This is a genomic window from uncultured Pseudokineococcus sp., assembly GCF_947495735.1.
Lineage (GTDB): Bacteria > Actinomycetota > Actinomycetes > Actinomycetales > Quadrisphaeraceae > Pseudokineococcus.
The window spans coordinates 467,506-482,866 of record NZ_CANMAA010000002.1; the positions used below are offsets into that span (position 1 = coordinate 467,506).

Below are 15,361 nucleotides of genomic sequence, written 5' to 3' on the forward strand. Positions count from 1 at the left end.
CGGTTCCCCTGCACGACGCCCGACGAGGTGCCACCCTCGCGCCCGGCGGCCCAGCGGTCGCCGTGACGGTCGACCACCTCGGGGAGTCCCCATGCGCACGTCCAGACTGCTCCTGTCCGCCGCAGCCGCTGCCGCCCTCGCCCTCGGCGTCGCAGGCCCTGCGAGCGCCGACCACGCCGCCGGCGTCGCGTCGCTGACGACGAAGCACTCCGCCTGCTACGTCGGCGCGAACGGCTCCGGGATCGGTGTCGAGGTGACGGGGCGGCTGCAGAACGTCCAGCGCCAGCACGGCCGGGTCGTCGGCTTCAAGTGCCTGGTCAAGAGCTTCCCGAAGCGCGTCACCCCGGACCAGAACGACTTCGGCGTCGACTTCACCCTGACCAGGAAGGGGTACACGAAGGAGCTCATCTGCGCGCTGGACGAGGAGGGCTACGACTACAGCGCAGGGATCCTCCGCGTGAACGGCAAGGGCGTCGGCCACATCGACTGCACCCCCGGCGCCGCCTGACGCGCGGGCGGGCCCGGCCCCTCCCGTCGAGGCGCCCGGCACCCGCCGCGAGCGCGCGCGTCCGGGACGCGCGAGGCTCAGCGCCCCGGGGCGAGGCTCCTCCCGGCCGGTCGCGTCGACTCACGCTCGAGCAGGACGAAGGGACCGAAGACCTCCTCCGGCTCCGCCGCGGGGTCGGCCATCCGGCGCAGGAGGAGTCGCACGACCGCCTCGACCATCTCGTCGTGCCCGGGGGAGACGGTCGAGAGCGACGGGACGCTCGCGCTCGCCTCCCGGACGTCGTCGAAGCCGACGACGAGCACGTCGTCGGGCACCCGCAGGCCCGCGTCCGCCAGGCCCCGCAGCACGCCGAGCGCGAGGGTGTCGGTCAGCGCCACCACTCCGTCGACGGGGTCCGCCGCGAGGGCGAGCTCGCGCCCGCAGCGGACGCCGTCCTCGAGCAGGGTGCCGGGCGCCAGCGCCCGGGCCGACGCCGCGGGGACGGCCCGCACCGCCTCACGGGCGCCGAGCGCCCGCAGCCGGAACGCGTCGCCCCCGTGGTCGCCCGGCTCGTCCAGGCGGTCCCAGGGCGGGCTGCCCACGACGGCCAGCCGACGGCACCCGCGCTCGAGCAGCAGCCCCGCGGCCGCCCGCGCGCCCTCGACGTTGGCCATGCCCACGTGGTCCACGCGCCGGAGGTCCTGCCGCTCCCCCAGGGCCACGACCGGGAGGTCGCCGGCGAGGGCGCGGACGTCCCCCGCGCCGAGCCCGACGGCCGACAGGACCAGGCCGTCGTACGCGTTCACCCGGGAGTCCCGCACCGCCGCGGCCTCGCCCTCGCGGCTGGCGCCCGTCTGCTCGACGACGACGCGCAGGCCCTCCCGCGCCAGGCGCTCCACGAGCCGGCCGGCCAGCTGGCTGAAGTAGGGGCTGTCGAGGGCCGGCACCGCCAGCCCCACCACGCCCGTGCGCCCGCGCCGCAGGCTGCGCGCTGCCACGTTCACCTGGTAGCCGAGGCGCTCGACCGCGCCCAGGACCGCCGCGCGGGTCTCCTCGCTGACCGGACGGCGGCCCGAGAGGACGTTCGAGACCGTCATCGTCGAGACCCCGGCCGCCGCGGCGACGTCGCGCATGGTGACCAGAGCCGGACCTCCGGGACGGACGGGGCGCCCGCTGGCGCACGTCCGCCGGAACCTAGCAGCGCCCCCAGCCACCACCACGCGTGCCGAGCACCGTGGACACGAGGTCGGTTTATCGATACAACAGCCGGACGACGGGGCCCCGCCCTTCCCCCCCACCTCTCGGAGCCGACGATGACGACGACCGCCCGCAGCGACGACGACACCCCCACCACCGCGACCCGCGCCTCCGGCGTCGTCGACATCGACCTGCCGGGGCCCCAGATCAGCCGCCACCTCTACGGCCACTTCGCCGAGCACCTCGGTCGCTGCATCTACGACGGCTTCTTCGTCGGCGAGGACTCCGACGTCCCGAACGAGGGCGGCATCCGCCTCGACGTCGTCGAGGCCCTGCGCGCGGCCGGCATCCCGAACCTGCGGTGGCCGGGAGGGTGCTTCGCCGACGAGTACCACTGGCGCGACGGCGTCGGCCCGCGCGAGCAGCGCCCGCGCATGGTCAACAGCCACTGGGGAGACGTGGTCGAGGACAACAGCTTCGGGACCCACGAGTTCATGGCGCTGTGCGAGATGCTCGGCGCCGAGCCCTACGTCTCCGCCAACGTCGGCTCGGGCACCGTCCGCGAGAACGCCGACTGGGTCGAGTACCTCACGCGCGCCGACGACAGCCCGATGGCGGCGCTGCGCCGCGAGAACGGGCGCGACGAGCCGTGGGACGTGCGCTTCTGGGGCCTGGGCAACGAGCCGTGGGGCTGCGGCGGCGGCATGCGCGCCGAGGCGTACGCGGACCTGGCGCGCACCTTCGGCACGTACAGCCGGGACCACGGCGGCAACGAGCTCTACCGCATCGCCGCGGGGGCCTCCGACGCCGACTACCGCTGGACCGAGGTGCTCATGCGCGCCCTCGGCCACGAGATCGGCGGCACCCGCAGGACCGGCCACGGCACCGGCACCTACCAGGCCATCTCGTTCCACTACTACACCGTCCCGGGCCCGTGGGAGCACAAGGGCAGCGCCACCGACTTCGACGAGGAGGAGTACTACCGCACGATGGTCGAGGCGCGACGGCTCGAGGGGATCCTCGCGGGCCACTCCGCCGTCATGGACGCCTACGACCCCGAGCACCGCGTCGGTCTCGTCCTCGACGAGTGGGGCGCCTGGTACGACGTCGAGCCGGGCACGAACCCCGGCTTCCTGTTCCAGCAGAACACCCTTCGCGACGCGCTCCTGGCCGGCGTGCACTTCGACGCCTTCCACCGGCACGCCGAGCGCCTCGTGATGGCGAACATCGCCCAGACGGTCAACGTGCTGCAGGCGATGGTGCTCACCGACGGCGAGGCCATGGTCCTGACGCCGACCTACCACGCCTTCGTGATGAACCGGGGGCACCACGACGCCGCCCGCCTCCCGCTCGCGTGGCGCTCCCCCGAGCCCTCGCGCGCCGTCGGCGACGGCGAGCTGAGCACCCTCTCGGCGACCGCGAGCACGAAGGACGGGGCCGTCCTGGTCTCCCTCACCAACCTCGACGCGTCCGCGGGCGTCGACGTCGAGCTCGACCTGCGCGGCGGCACCCCGGGAGCCCCGGAGGCGACCGTCCTCACCGCCCCCGCGACGTCGACCCACAACACCGCGGAGCACCCGGACGCCGTCGCCCCGGCGCCGCACGAGGCCGCCCTCGACGGCTCGGTGCTGCGCGTCCACGTCCCGGCGCACAGCTTCGTCACCGTCCGCCTGACCCTGGACGCCGGAGCCGCCTGAACCGCCTGAGCCGCCTCGGTCGGCCGGGGCCCTGGGCCGCTCGCCCCCCGCACGGGGAGCGGGCGGCCCGGGGGCGGTGGAGACGGTGGCGCCGTAGCGTCGGGTCGTCCGTACCGTCGCCGATCGGAGCCGCCGTGAGCCACCGCCCCGCCCTCGCTCTCGCGCTGTCCGCCGCCCTCCTCGCGGGCTGCTCGGGTGCCGGCGCCGTCCGCGACGACCGGGGCGACGCCGACCACGCGATCGACATGACCCCCTACCTCGAGCGCGACGACCGGCGCGAGGACGAGGGGGACGGCGGCTCCCTGGAGCGCTGCGGCGACCCCGACGACGCGCGGGAGCTGCAGCTGTCGACCGCGGGGGCCGAGGTGGAGGTCGTGGTGCCGGCCGAGGCAGACGGGGACGCCGTCGGAGACCTCGAGGACTACCGCGCCGACGCCGGCGCTGCTCCGGTCTGCTGGGTCGTCGTGGCCGTGGACAACTCCCGCGGCGACGAGGTCGTGGACCTGCCCCGCGTGGAGGTCGTCGCCGCCGACGGGCAGCGCGTGCGCCTCCAGCGCGCCTCCGAGGCCCTGGCCGCGTGGGCGGACCTGCGCCCGGACGACGACGCCGCCGCGACGCGCGCGGTCGAGCTCACGGCGAGCTCCGACGGCGTCGTGGGCCCCGGCGACGAGGGCGAGGTGGTCTTCGTGGCCGACGCCGACCTCGACGGCGCCCGCGACGCGCGGGTCCAGCTGGGCGAGGGCGGTGCGCTCGTCGAGGCCACCGGCTGACGCCTCGCCCTCGGCAGGCAGCCGTCGCCGGTCCCCGCACCCGACGTCGTCGACGACTCCCGGCACCAGAGCCCCTGCACCCGACGTCGTCGACGACACCCCAGGCCGCCGGCGGCCGTCAGCGCGGGCGCACCTCCAGCCGGAGCCCGTCGCGGGGTCGCATCGTCACGAGGGCCTCGACGCGCACCCGCTCGCCGGGGGCCGGGTGCACCGAGGCGCCGCGGAGCAGCTCGGCCAGGACCAGCGTCGCCTCGACGAGGGCGAAGTCGCGACCGATGCACAGGCGCGGCCCGGCGCCGAAGGGCACGTACGCGGCGCGCGCCTCGCGCCCGAGGCCGCCCTCCTCGAAGCGCTCGGGGCGGTAGGCCTCCGGGTCGGGGAAGAGCTCGGGGCGGCGGTGCAGCAGCCAGGGGCTGACGATCGCGGTCGTGCCGGCGGGCACGGCCACGCCGTCCAGGACGTCCTCGGCCACCGCCCGCCGGCTGAGCACCCAGGCCGGCGGGAACAGGCGCAGGGACTCCTCCACCGCAGCGCGCGTGCGCGGCAGCGAGCGCAGGTCGTCCCAGGTCGGCGGACGCCCACCGCGGGCGTCGCCGCCCCCGAGCACGGCGTCCAGCTCCTCGGCCACGCGGCCCTGCGCCTCCTGCTCCCGCGAGAGCAGGTGCAGCGTCCACGTCAGCGCGGAGGCGACCGTCTCGTGGCCGGCGATGACCATCGTCACGAGCTCGTCGCGCAGCCCCTCGGGCGCGAGGTCGCCGCTGTCGACCGCGCGCAGCAGCAGCGCCAGCAGGTCGCCGTCGTCTCCGTCCGCGCCCTGAGCCCGGCGCCGTGCGACCACGGCGCCGGCGGACGCGTCCAGGGCGGCGACCGCACGGCGCAGGCGCCGGCGCGCGGGCGTGGGGAGCCACAGCGGCAGCGGGGTGCGCACGCGGCCCACGACGACCTCGAGGGCCTCCAGGACCGCCGCGACGAGGCGCTCGCCGTCCTCGGCGACGTCGGCGCCGAAGAGCGTGCGCCCCACCACCTCGAGGGTGGCCTGCAGGCCGCCGGCGTCGACGTCCACGACGCCGCCGCCCTGCGGCCAGGCCGCCCGCATCCGCTGCGCCGCCGCGACGGACTGCTCGGCGACGGCGGACAGGCCGCCGGGGTGGAAGGCGGGCTGCGCCGCGCGGCGCCGCTCCCGCCAGACCTCGCCCTCGCTCGTGAGGAGGCCGGAGCCCGTCACGGCGGACAGCGCGCCGTACTGGGCGGTGCGCTTGGACCAGCCGCGGTGGTTGTCCACGAGGATCCGCCGCGCCGCCGTCGGCGAGGTGACCAGGACGACGGGCAGGCGGGGCATCGGGAAGGCCACCAGGTCGCCCCAGCGCTCGTGCACGGAGGCGAGGAAGGCCAGCGGGTCGGCGCGGATCCGCGGCACGGCCGCGACCATGTGGTGCGGCAGCGGTCCGTCGGCGTCGACGGGCGTGTACCGGGCGTTGGCCCGGGACCTCTGCGGAGCGGTCGGGACGGGCGTCGGGCCGGTCACCGGTCCCGGGCCCTCCTCGACGCTCAGAGGTACAGCCCCGTCCGCCCCTGCTCCGCGGCGGCCTCGGCCACCGCGTGCAGGTCGCGCTCGCGCAGGAGCACGTACTCGCGCCCGGCCAGCTCGACCTCACCGCGGTCCTCGGGGTCGAAGAGCACGCGGTCGCCGAGCTGCACCTGGCGCACGTGCTGGCCCACAGCCATGACGACGGCCCACACCAGGCGCTTCCCGACGGCCGCCGTGGCGGGGATGACGATGCCCGCGGAGGAGCGGCGCTCACCGCCGGCCTCGGCGGTGGAGACCAGCACCCGGTCGTGCAGCATGCGCACGCCGAGGTCCCCGGGGGCGGGCCGGTCGGGGTCCGAGGACCCGGTGCGCCTGGCGGCGCTCTCGTCGGCGGTCATGCCGCCGACGCTATCCCGGGCGCCCGGACGGGGTCGGCGCGGCGCCCGGGCCCGGACGCACGGCGGCCCGCTCGCCCCTGGACGGGGACGGGCGGGCCGGCGGTGGGCTCTCCGAGCGTCAGTCGTCGTCGTCGCGGCGACGACGCACCGTGGCGTCGCGCCCGCCGCGCTTCTGGCCGCGGGTGACCGCCTTCTCGATCTCGCGGCGCGCGTGCTTGCGACGGCGCTTGCGCACGGCCCGCAGGACGGCGAGCGCCAGCACCCCGAGCACCCCGGCGCCCCCGGCGGCCAGGCGCTCGGTGCGCGGCTGGCCGTCCGGGGTGAGGACGGCGTCGCGGCCGCGCTTCGTCAGGTCGGCCTTCAGGCGCGCGATGACGTTCTTCGGCGACACCAGGTCCACCAGCGCGTCGACGTCCGAGGCGAGCTGGTTCTGCTGACCGCGGATGACCTTCTCGAGCTCGGCGGGGTCCGAGGGCAGCGGCTGGGTGCGCGGCTGCCGGCGGGCGGGCGCCTGGCTGGCCCGCTGGTCGCGGGCCGGGCTGGCGGGGAAGCTCATGGGTCCTCCTGGCGGTTGGTGCTCGGCACCGTGGCGCCGGCGGAGATCGTCGGCGGCGACGCTATCGCGGGCTCCGTCGCGCGGCAGGTCCAGAAGCGGCCGCGGTCAAGGCGCTGGGCCGGGCGGGACCGCGGCGGCGCGCCACCGGGGCCGCCGCGACCGGGCCGCGACCTGGCTAGCCTCGCCCGCATGAGCGAGCGCACCGGGGCCGGGGCCACCCCGCCCCCCACGACGACGTCCACCGGCCGGCGCCTGCAGGAGGGCGACGTCGCCCCGCCCTTCACCCTGGCCACGGCCGACGGCGGCGAGGTCTCGCTGGCCTCCTACGCCGGGCGCTCGGTGGTCGTCTACTTCTACCCCTCGGCCATGACCCCCGGCTGCACGACCCAGGCGGTGGACTTCCGCGACAGCCTCGAGGAGCTGCGGGAGGCCGGCTTCGACGTGGTGGGCGTCTCCCCCGACTCCCCGGAGCGGCTGCAGCAGTTCGCCGACCGCGACGAGCTCAGCTTCCCCCTCGCCTCGGACCCCGACCACGCGGTGCTGGAGGCCTACGGCGCCTGGGGCGAGAAGTCGACGTACGGGCGCCTGTCGGTGGGCGTCATCCGCTCGACGGTCGTCGTCGGCCCGGACGGGCGCGTCGTGCACGCCTCCTACGGCGTCAAGGCCAAGGACCACGTGGCGCGGCTGCGCCGCACGCTCGGCGTCGAGGCCTGAGGACCTCGACGGCGCCTACGCTCGCACCGTCGCCCGGCTCCTGCGCCGGGCGCTCGCGGACGTGGTGGAACTGGCAGACACGCGAGGTTTAGGTCCTCGTGCCCCGGAAGGGGTGTGCGGGTTCGAGCCCCGCCGTCCGCACCCAGCCCCGAGCGCGCCGCGGCGGGCCCGGACGCAGCAGCGGCGCCGCCCGGGGTGGGGCGGCGCCGCTGCTGCGAGGTCTCAGGTCACGTGCCCGACGGCATGAGCACCGCGTCGACGAGGTAGACCGTGGCGTTGGCGGTCTGGACGCCGCCGCAGACGACCGAGGCGGGGTTCTCCCCGTCGGCGTCCACGGTGATGTCGTCACCGCTGCCGGTCACCGAGAGCTGCTCCCCCACGAGGGTGTCGTAGTCGCCCTCCGGCGCCTGCGGGTCCACCGGCGTCGTGACGACGTGGTAGGTCAGCACGTCGGTGAGCGTCTGGGCGCCCTCGGGCGAGCCGAGGGTGTCCAGGGTCGCCTGGTCGAGGGCCGCGAACGCCTCGTCGACGGGCGCGAAGACGGTGATGTCCTCGGCTCCGTTGAGGTCGTCGACGAGGTCCACCTCGGGGTTGAGCTGGCCCGAGACGGCCGCCGTGAGCTGGGTCAGCAGCGGGTTGTTGCCGGCGGCGGTGGCCACCGGGTCCTGCGCCATCCCGTCGACCGAGCCGGCGCCCTCGGGGTTCGCCTCGGCGTAGTCGCCGCAGCCCGGGCCCACCAGCATCGCGGCCGGGTCCATGTCGCCGGACATCCCGCCGGTCTCCATGCCGCCCGTCTCCATGCCGCCTGTCTCCATGCCGCCGGACATGCCCTCGCTCGGGGTCGCCGTGGGGGCGGACAGGGAGGGGTCGGGGACGGCGTCCTCGGTGCCGCCCACGGGCTCGTCCGAGCCGCACGCGACCAGCGAGAGGGCGAGTGCCGCGGCGCCGGCGGTGGCGGCGAGGGTCCTGGAGCGCTTCATGGGGGTCCTTCCATCGGGGGTGAGCCCTGGTGGGCGGTCGAGGGGTGTTCGGACCCTCCGGGCCTCGCGGATCGCTCTGCGGCAGATCGTGATCCGGCCGTGACGTCCGGTTCATCCGCTGAGCACGACTGTGCCGTGCCCGGCCGCGGGCCGCACGGCGGCGGGAGCCGCGGCGCGGCCCGGTGGGCCGGACGGGTGAGCGGCGCGAGCCTCGCGCGCGCCCCGCCCGGCGACGCCTCAGGCGTCGGTGGTGCCCGTGACCGTGACGGAGTGCCAGCCCGTGGCGCCGTCGGGGACCGGCGGGACGCGCTCCTCGGGCTGGGTCGCCCCCGTCTCGTCGGTGGCCCGCACCTCGAGCGTGTGCGAGCCCTCGGGCAGCTCGTAGGGGAAGCGCCACTGCACCCAGGTCCGGTCGTTGTAGACCGCCGCGAGCTCGGCGTCCCGCCACGGGCCGTCGTCCAGGCGCAGCTCCACGCGGGCCACGCCGCGACCCTGCGCCCAGGCGGTCCCGGCGGCCACGGCCTCCCCCGCGGGCCGGCGCGACAGCGGCTCCGGCACCTCGATGCGGCTCTGGGTCCTGACGGGACCGCGCTCGGACCACCCGCGGTCGGTCCAGTACGCCGTCCTGTCCGCGAAGCGGGTGACCTCGAGGTCGACGACCCACTTGGTGGCCGAGACGAAGCCGTACAGGCCGGGCACGACCATGCGGACGGGGAAGCCGTGCTCGGTGGGCAGCGGCTCGCCGTTCATGGCGACGGCGAGGATCGCGTCCACCTCGTCGTCGACGAGGACCTCCAGCGGCGTGGACGCCGTCCACCCGTCGACGCTGGTGGACAGGACCATGTCGGCGTCCGCGGTGGGGCGCGCCCGCGCCAGCACCTCGCGGATCGGCAGGCCGAGCCACCGCGCGTTGCTGATGAGGTCCCCGCCCACCTCGTTGGAGACGCAGGCGAGGGTGACCCAGGTCTCGAGGAGCTCGGAGCCGAGCAGCTCCTCGAAGGAGATCTCGACCTCCTCCTCGACCATGCCGTGGACGCGCAGCGTCCAGGTCGCCGGGTCCACGCGGGGCACGGTCAGTGCCGTGTCGATCCGGTAGAAGTCCTGGTTCGGCGTCTGCCACGGCACGACGCCCTCCACGCCGACGTCGACGGCCTCCGGCACGGGCGGCGCCGCGACGGCCGGCGCGGGCAGCCGCAGGGCGGCGCGGACCGAGGAGACGCCGCGGCTGGCCGCCCCCAGGGCGCGCCCGCCGGCGAACGAGGCGGCGGCCAGGGCTCCCGTGACGCCGGCGCTGACGAGGAAGCCGCGGCGGGAGGCCCCGTCCGCCTCCGCGTCGGCGCCGGCGCGCCCGGGCGCGGGCAGGCGGTCGAGCATCCAGTGCAGCGCCAGGAGCCCCGCCACGGCCCCCAGCAGGCTCGGCAGGGGCGACAGCAGCACGGCGTCGGGGCGCGTGGCCGCCGCCACCGCTCCGACGACGCCCAGCACGATGACGACCACGTCCCCCAGGACCCGGCGACGCCGGCCGAGGACGCCCGCGAGGGCGGCGAGGAGCGTCAGCACGAGACCGGTCCCCACCAGCAGGGCCGTCTTGTCGGCCGTGCCGAACGTGGCGATGGCGAAGTCCTTGAGCCACGCCGGCGTCAGGTCGACGAAGGCGTCGCCCACGGCGAGGACGGGCGCGGACGTCGGCGCCAGGACAGCGGCGAGGACCTCGGCGACCCCCAGCGTCAGGGCGGCGGCCAGCACGCCCGCGAGGGCGGCCAGCGCCGTGGCGCCCGGGGACGCGCGGCGCTCCCGCGGGCGCGCGCCGGGCTGGGCGGGGGCGGTCGTGGTCATGCCCCATGTTCGGCCCCGCGCACTCCCCGGATGCCACCCGGGGCTGCACGGGCGGACCGGCGGAGGGCCGGACGTCGCCCCGGTGCGCCGGACGGGTGACCCGCCGGCCGGCTCAGCCGAGCAGGCGGGGCAGCGAGCCCGCGAGCGCCGCGAAGGCGCGCGCGCGGTGGGAGATCGCGTTCTTCTCCGCCGCGCTCATCTCGCCGAGGGTCCGGTGCTCGCCCTCGGGCACCACGGCGGGGTCGTAGCCGAAGCCGCCGGCGCCGCGCGGCGCCCGGGCGAGCGAGCCGGCGAGGCGTCCGGAGCGGACCTCCTCGTGCCCTCCGGGGAGCACCAGGGCCGCCGCGCACACGAACGACGCCCCCCGCTCCTCGTCGGGCACGTCGGCCAGCTGGGCGAGCAGGAGGGAGAGGTTGGCCGCGTCGTCCCCGTGCCGCCCGGACCACCGCGCGCTGAAGACCCCCGGTGCGCCCCCGAGGACGTCGACGCACAGGCCCGAGTCGTCCGCGAGGGCCGGCAGGCCCGTGGCCGCGCAGGCGGCGCGGGCCTTGAGCAGGGAGTTGGCCGCGAACGTCGTGCCGCTCTCGACGACGTCGGGCACCGCGGGCAGGCCCTCGGCGTCGAGCGCCAGCAGCTCCAGCGAGGGCAGCGGCCCGGCCAGCAGCGCGGCGATCTCACCGACCTTGTGCGCGTTGCGCGTCGCGAGGACGGCGCGCGGGGCGCCGCTCACGCGCTGGCGCCGGGGGCGAGGTCGGCGGTCGTCACGGGGGTGCCCGGCGCGGCGGCCAGGGCCGCCTGCTGGAGCCGCGTCAGCGTGGCGCACCCGCCGAGGGCCAGCTCGAGCAGGGCGTCGAGCTCGGCGCGGTCGAAGGGCGTGCCCTCGGCCGTGCCCTGGACCTCCACGAAGCGCCCGTCGCCGGTGGCGACGACGTTCATGTCGGTGCCGGCGGCGGAGTCCTCGACGTAGTCGAGGTCGAGGACGGGCCGACCGCCGCTGATGCCGACGCTGACCGCGGACACGCTGCCGCGCAGGGGGTCGCGCTTGACCAGCCCCTCCCCGCGCGCCCACTGGACGGCCTCGGCGAGCGCCGTCCAGGCGCCGGTGACGGCCGCCGTGCGGGTGCCGCCGTCGGCCTGCAGGACGTCGCAGTCCAGGACCAGGGTGTTCTCCCCCAGCGCCCGGGTGTCGACGACGGCGCGCAGCGCCCGGCCGATCAGGCGGGAGATCTCGTGCGTGCGCCCACCGACCTTGCCCCGCACCGACTCCCGGTCGCTGCGGCTGTCCGTGGCGCGCGGCAGCATCGCGTACTCGGCGGTGACCCAGCCCTCGCCGGAGCCCTTGCGCCAGCGCGGGACCCCCTCGGTGAGGGAGGCGGTGCACAGCACCCGGGTCTGGCCGAACTCGACGAGGACGCTGCCCTCGCCGGCCTGCTGCCAGCGGCGCGTGAGGCGGACGGGGCGCAGCGCGTCGGGCGTGCGGCCGTCGTGGCGGGTGGCGGGTCCAGAGGCGCTCGTCATGGTCGGCGACCCTACGCGCGGGAGCCGGCGCGCCGCCTCGACGGCAGCACGCGCCGGCGCCGGGGATCGCCACCGTCAGGGCCAGGCGCGGCACCGGCCTCGAGCAGGGATCAGGAGGCGGCCGCAGACGGCCCGGGCGGCGAGCCCGAGCAGCCGACCACGGCCGGGCGCACCGGTGCGCTCCCCGACGCCGTCGCGCGCGCCGAGGACCAGCCGGTGCAGGGGGTCCTCGGCGCGCCGGTCACGAGCGCGCAACCGGCGCGAGCAGCCCGGCGCTCTCCGCGAGCGCCACCTCGGGCCCGAGGAAGCGCCGCGCCAGCTCGGTGAAGGTCTCCGGGTCACCGGTGGTCAGGAAGCGGTGCACGGGCGCCGGGCCGCCCGGTGGGCGCTCGAGGCCGTTCTCGACGAGCGCCCGGTACACCTCCTGCGCCGTCTCCTCGGCGCTGCTGACCAGGCTGACGCCGGGCCCCATGACCAGGGAGAGCACGCCCGTGAGCAGCGGGTAGTGCGTGCAGCCGAGCACGAGCACGTCCACGCCCGCCTCCTGCAGCGGCGCCAGCGCCCGGCGCGCCTCGTCCATGAGCTCGGGGCCGGTGGTCACGCCGGCCTCGACGAACTCCACGAAGCGGGGGACGGCGCGGGTGGTGACCTGCAGCAGCGGCGCCGCGGCGAACGCGTCCTCGTACGCCCGCGAGGTCGCCGTCGCACGGGTGCAGATGACCCCGATCCGCCCCGTCCGCGTGACGGCCGACGCCCGGCGGACCGCGGGGCGGATGACCTCGACGACGGGCACGTCGTACCGCTCGCGCGCGTCGTGCAGGACGGCGGCGCTGGCGGAGTTGCAGGCGATGACGAGGAGCTTGACGCCGCGCTCGACCATCTCGTCGAGGCACTCCAGCGCGTAGCGGCGCACCTCGGCGATGGGGCGTGGCCCGTAGGGCTGGCGGGCGGTGTCCCCGACGTAGAGGACCGACTCGTCGGGGAGCTGGTCGAGCACCGCGCGGGCGACGGTCAGGCCGCCGAACCCGGAGTCGAAGATGCCGATGGGTTCGTCCGCCACGCCCAGCAGCGTAGGCGCCGGCGCCGGCGAGCCCCGCTCGGCGGACGCGCTCGGCGTGCTGTCGTCCGGCCGCGGCGCGTCAGCGGCGGGGGGGACCGCCGGCGTCGGGCAGGTCGCCCAGCAGCACGTCGGCCAGGCCCTCCTGGAGCCACGTGAGGAAGTCGTAGATGTTCGCCGTCCACGACGCGGGGTCGTCCTCGTCGGCCTCGGCGGCGCGCATCGCCACGAGCGCGGCGTCGTCGTCGGTCTCCAGGCCGAGGCGCTGGGCGAGGACCAGGCGCAGGTCCGTCAGGGCCGTGAGCCACGCCCGCGCCTCGTCGTCGGTGAGCAGCAGCGGCGCCGGGCGGCGCAGCGTCGCGGCGGCCGTCAGCAGCGTCGAGCGCTTGCGGTCGGCGAGCCCCTCCTGCGCGAAGCGGCGGAACTCCGCCGCCGCGTCGTCGTCGTCGCTGGCCGTGGGCAGCAGCCGCGCGAGGGCCGGGTCGTGCGGCGCCTCGACGGGTCCGCCGTCCAGCTGCCGCGCGAGCGCGGCGAGGGTCGCCTCCTCCCCCGTCGCGGCCGGGTCGAGCGGCGCGTCCTGCCCCGGGGCGTCCGCCGCCCCCGCCGGACCGGCCAGCAGGCGCGCGACGTCCTCGAGCAGGCCGGCGACGAGCTCGGCCTCCTGGGGCTCGAAGCCGGCGGTGATGCCGCGGCGGGTGCGCCGGAAGCGGCGGGCCATCGGGTCTCCTGGTTCTCGCGGGCGCCGGCCCGCGGTGCGGCCGGGCGCCGTGCCGCCGAGCTCGCCGGGCGGGCTCGGGGCGGCATCGGGGTCGGGGTCTCGTGCGTCAGGTGTCGTGCGAGAACGTCGCCCAGAGCCCGAAGCCGTGCATGGCCTCGACGTCGCGCTCCATCTCCTCGAGCGAGCCGGTGGAGACGACGGCGCGGCCCTTGCCGTGGACGTCGCTCATGAGCTGCTCCGCCTCGGCGCGCGAGTAGCCGAAGTAGCTCTGGAAGACGTACGTGACGTAGGACATGAGGTTCACGGGGTCGTTCCACACGATCGTGACCCAGGGCGCGTCGGTCTCCGCGGCCTCGGCGGGCACGGCCTGCTCCGCCTCCGCGGGAGCTGCCGTGACCTCCCACGTGGAGCCCCGCGGCGTCCCCACCAGCGGCGGGGCCGGCGTCGTCAGCGCGCTCACGGCCCCCACTGTAGGCGGGGGCTACGGTCTGCCGGTGAGCACCGCTGCGCTGCTGACCGACCGCTACGAGCTGACGATGCTGCGGGCCGCGCTCGCCGACGGCACCGCCGGCCGCCGCTGCGTGTTCGAGGTCTTCGCGCGGCGCCTGCCGCACGGTCGCCGCTACGGGGTGGTCGCCGGCACGGGGCGCCTGCTCGAGGTGCTGCCCGACCTGCGCTTCGACGACGACGACCTCGCGTGGCTGGAGCGCGAGGGCGTCGTGGACGACCCGACCCTCGAGCACCTGGCGGGGTGGCGCTTCCGCGGTGACGTCGCCGGCTACCCCGAGGGAGAGGTGTACGTCCCCGGCTCCCCGCTGCTGACCGTGCGCGCCACCTTCGCCGAGGCGGTCGTGCTGGAGACCCTCGTCCTGTCCGTGCTCAACCACGACAGCGCCGTCGCCGCCGCCGCCTCCCGGATGACCGCCGCCGCCGACGGCCGGCCGTGCCTGGAGATGGGCTCGCGCCGCACGCACGAGGAGGCCGCCGTCGCGGCGGCCCGGGCCGCCGCCGTCGCCGGGTTCGCCGGCACCTCCAACCTCGCCGCGGGCCGGCGCTACGGGATCGCGACCATCGGGACCTCGGCCCACGCCTTCACGCTGCTGCACGACGACGAGGACGCCGCCTTCGCCGCCCAGGTGGCCGCGCTGGGCCCGTCGACGACCCTGCTCGTCGACACCTACGACGTCGCCGCCGCGGTCGAGCGGGCCGTCGCCCTGGCGGGGACGGAGCTCGGCGCCGTGCGCCTGGACTCCGGGGACCTCGGCGAGCTGGCGTCCGACGTCCGCCGCCAGCTGGACCGCCTCGGCGCCACCGGCACGCGGATCGTCGTGACGAGCGACCTCGACGAGCACGCCATCGCGGCGCTCGCCTCGGCCCCGGTGGACCGCTACGGCGTCGGCACCAGCCTGGTGACGGGCAGCGGCCAGCCGACGGCGGGCCTCGTCTACAAGATGGTCGCGCGCGAGGACTCCTCCGGGCAGATGGTGGGCGTCGCCAAGGCCAGCCAGCACAAGGAGGGCGTCGCGGGGGCCAAGCGGGCCTGGCGCGAGCTGTCCTCCGGGGTGGCGAGCGCGGAGGTCCTCGTCGTCGAGGGGGCCGACGGCGGGGGCGGCAGCCCCGTGCCGGACGCGCGCCCCCTGCAGGTGGCGCTGCTGGAGGGCGGCCGCGTCGTCGCCGAGGGCGCCACGGGCGCCGCTGGCGTGCGGGCCGCGGCGGACCGGCACGCGGAGTCGCGCGCCGAGCTGCCCGCCACGGCGCGCCGGCTCCAGCGCGGCGAGCCGTGCCTGCCGACCCGGGTCGTCAGCGCCCGCGACTGACCGGGCCGCCGCCGCTGGACGGCCGCCCGAGCCCGGGCGAGGCTGGGGACCCGCACGACGGAGGAGGACGCGTGGACGCCCAGCAGGA

16 protein-coding genes and 1 tRNA gene are annotated in these 15,361 nt (G+C 77.0%); 6 read left to right on the top strand and 11 right to left on the bottom strand.

The annotated features are described in order from the left end of the window. Nucleotides 1-91: 91 nt before the first annotated feature. A complete protein-coding gene (locus tag Q0848_RS05040) occupies nucleotides 92-508 on the top strand; it encodes a hypothetical protein (protein WP_299035686.1) in 417 nt (138 codons plus the stop codon). A 77-nt stretch (nucleotides 509-585) separates the two neighbouring features. On the opposite strand, the gene Q0848_RS05045 is transcribed toward Q0848_RS05040, so the two are convergent. After that, the gene (locus Q0848_RS05045; RefSeq protein ID WP_299035688.1) at nucleotides 586-1,620 is read right to left on the bottom strand and encodes a LacI family DNA-binding transcriptional regulator; all 1,035 of its coding nucleotides are present in this window, start codon (nucleotides 1,618-1,620) and stop codon (nucleotides 586-588) included. Between the two features lie 180 nt (nucleotides 1,621-1,800). Here Q0848_RS05045 and Q0848_RS05050 point away from each other — a divergent pair, with 180 nt between their 5' ends. Both Q0848_RS05050 and Q0848_RS05055 read left to right on the top strand, forming a co-directional pair. Then, nucleotides 1,801-3,381 (top strand): alpha-N-arabinofuranosidase, encoded by a 1,581-nt coding sequence (locus tag Q0848_RS05050; protein WP_299035689.1) that lies wholly within the window; start codon nucleotides 1,801-1,803, stop codon nucleotides 3,379-3,381. A 134-nt stretch (nucleotides 3,382-3,515) separates the two neighbouring features. Further along, complete coding sequence (locus Q0848_RS05055; RefSeq protein WP_299035692.1) at nucleotides 3,516-4,151, top strand: hypothetical protein; 636 nt, start codon at nucleotides 3,516-3,518, stop codon at nucleotides 4,149-4,151. Between the two features lie 118 nt (nucleotides 4,152-4,269). On the opposite strand, the gene Q0848_RS05060 is transcribed toward Q0848_RS05055, so the two are convergent. The 3 genes from Q0848_RS05060 to Q0848_RS05070 form a co-directional block, all read right to left on the bottom strand. Next, entirely contained in the window at nucleotides 4,270-5,676 is a 1,407-nt protein-coding gene (locus tag Q0848_RS05060) for a cytochrome P450 (RefSeq protein ID WP_299035694.1), read from the bottom strand. A 23-nt stretch (nucleotides 5,677-5,699) separates the two neighbouring features. Further along, nucleotides 5,700-6,077, bottom strand: coding sequence for a co-chaperone GroES (locus tag Q0848_RS05065; protein ID WP_299035696.1), 378 nt, complete (start codon nucleotides 6,075-6,077; stop codon nucleotides 5,700-5,702). Between the two features lie 118 nt (nucleotides 6,078-6,195). After that, a complete protein-coding gene (locus tag Q0848_RS05070) occupies nucleotides 6,196-6,633 on the bottom strand; it encodes a DUF3618 domain-containing protein (RefSeq protein WP_299035698.1) in 438 nt (145 codons plus the stop codon). A 189-nt stretch (nucleotides 6,634-6,822) separates the two neighbouring features. On the opposite strand from Q0848_RS05070, the gene bcp reads away from it, so the two are divergent. Continuing rightward, complete coding sequence (gene bcp, locus Q0848_RS05075) at nucleotides 6,823-7,347, top strand: thioredoxin-dependent thiol peroxidase (protein ID WP_299035700.1); 525 nt, start codon at nucleotides 6,823-6,825, stop codon at nucleotides 7,345-7,347. A 55-nt stretch (nucleotides 7,348-7,402) separates the two neighbouring features. Next, nucleotides 7,403-7,488, top strand: a tRNA-Leu gene (locus Q0848_RS05080). Between the two features lie 86 nt (nucleotides 7,489-7,574). On the opposite strand, the gene Q0848_RS05085 is transcribed toward Q0848_RS05080, so the two are convergent. From Q0848_RS05085 to clpS, 7 genes are all read right to left on the bottom strand, one after another. After that, entirely contained in the window at nucleotides 7,575-8,327 is a 753-nt protein-coding gene (locus Q0848_RS05085) for a fasciclin domain-containing protein (RefSeq protein WP_299035702.1), read from the bottom strand. Nucleotides 8,328-8,564: 237 nt separating this feature from the next. Next, entirely contained in the window at nucleotides 8,565-10,163 is a 1,599-nt protein-coding gene (locus Q0848_RS05090) for a molybdopterin-dependent oxidoreductase (protein ID WP_299035704.1), read from the bottom strand. A gap of 112 nt (nucleotides 10,164-10,275) precedes the next feature. Then, entirely contained in the window at nucleotides 10,276-10,893 is a 618-nt protein-coding gene (gene rdgB / locus Q0848_RS05095; protein WP_299035706.1) for an RdgB/HAM1 family non-canonical purine NTP pyrophosphatase, read from the bottom strand. Then, nucleotides 10,890-11,681, bottom strand: coding sequence for a ribonuclease PH (rph, locus tag Q0848_RS05100; protein ID WP_299035708.1), 792 nt, complete (start codon nucleotides 11,679-11,681; stop codon nucleotides 10,890-10,892). Before rph ends, rdgB begins: the two co-directional genes overlap by 4 nt. Nucleotides 11,682-11,922: 241 nt before the next feature. Then, a complete protein-coding gene (gene murI, locus Q0848_RS05105) occupies nucleotides 11,923-12,741 on the bottom strand; it encodes a glutamate racemase (protein WP_299035710.1) in 819 nt (272 codons plus the stop codon). A gap of 79 nt (nucleotides 12,742-12,820) precedes the next feature. Next, nucleotides 12,821-13,456 carry a DUF2017 family protein gene (locus tag Q0848_RS05110; RefSeq protein WP_299035712.1) on the bottom strand — a complete coding sequence of 212 codons (636 nt, stop codon included), beginning with the start codon at nucleotides 13,454-13,456 and terminating at the stop codon, nucleotides 12,821-12,823. 106 nt (nucleotides 13,457-13,562) lie between these two features. Then, nucleotides 13,563-13,820 carry an ATP-dependent Clp protease adapter ClpS gene (clpS, locus tag Q0848_RS05115; RefSeq protein ID WP_366146436.1) on the bottom strand — a complete coding sequence of 86 codons (258 nt, stop codon included), beginning with the start codon at nucleotides 13,818-13,820 and terminating at the stop codon, nucleotides 13,563-13,565. A gap of 172 nt (nucleotides 13,821-13,992) precedes the next feature. Here clpS and Q0848_RS05120 point away from each other — a divergent pair, with 172 nt between their 5' ends. Further along, nucleotides 13,993-15,273 carry a nicotinate phosphoribosyltransferase gene (locus tag Q0848_RS05120; RefSeq protein ID WP_366146437.1) on the top strand — a complete coding sequence of 427 codons (1,281 nt, stop codon included), beginning with the start codon at nucleotides 13,993-13,995 and terminating at the stop codon, nucleotides 15,271-15,273. The last annotated feature ends 88 nt before the right edge of the window (nucleotides 15,274-15,361 follow it).

Coding starts and splice junctions, on each gene's coding strand:
- Q0848_RS05070 (WP_299035698.1), bottom strand. CDS start 6,633: ATGAGCTTCCCCGCCAGCCCGGCCCGCGACCAGCGGGCCAGCCAGGCG.
- Q0848_RS05045 (WP_299035688.1), bottom strand. CDS start 1,620: ATGCGCGACGTCGCCGCGGCGGCCGGGGTCTCGACGATGACGGTCTCG.
- bcp (WP_299035700.1), top strand. CDS start 6,823: ATGAGCGAGCGCACCGGGGCCGGGGCCACCCCGCCCCCCACGACGACG.
- Q0848_RS05110 (WP_299035712.1), bottom strand. CDS start 13,456: ATGGCCCGCCGCTTCCGGCGCACCCGCCGCGGCATCACCGCCGGCTTC.
- Q0848_RS05050 (WP_299035689.1), top strand. CDS start 1,801: ATGACGACGACCGCCCGCAGCGACGACGACACCCCCACCACCGCGACC.
- Q0848_RS05120 (WP_366146437.1), top strand. CDS start 13,993: ATGCTGCGGGCCGCGCTCGCCGACGGCACCGCCGGCCGCCGCTGCGTG.
- Q0848_RS05085 (WP_299035702.1), bottom strand. CDS start 8,327: ATGAAGCGCTCCAGGACCCTCGCCGCCACCGCCGGCGCCGCGGCACTC.
- Q0848_RS05090 (WP_299035704.1), bottom strand. CDS start 10,163: ATGACCACGACCGCCCCCGCCCAGCCCGGCGCGCGCCCGCGGGAGCGC.
- Q0848_RS05040 (WP_299035686.1), top strand. CDS start 92: ATGCGCACGTCCAGACTGCTCCTGTCCGCCGCAGCCGCTGCCGCCCTC.
- Q0848_RS05065 (WP_299035696.1), bottom strand. CDS start 6,077: ATGACCGCCGACGAGAGCGCCGCCAGGCGCACCGGGTCCTCGGACCCC.
- rph (WP_299035708.1), bottom strand. CDS start 11,681: ATGACGAGCGCCTCTGGACCCGCCACCCGCCACGACGGCCGCACGCCC.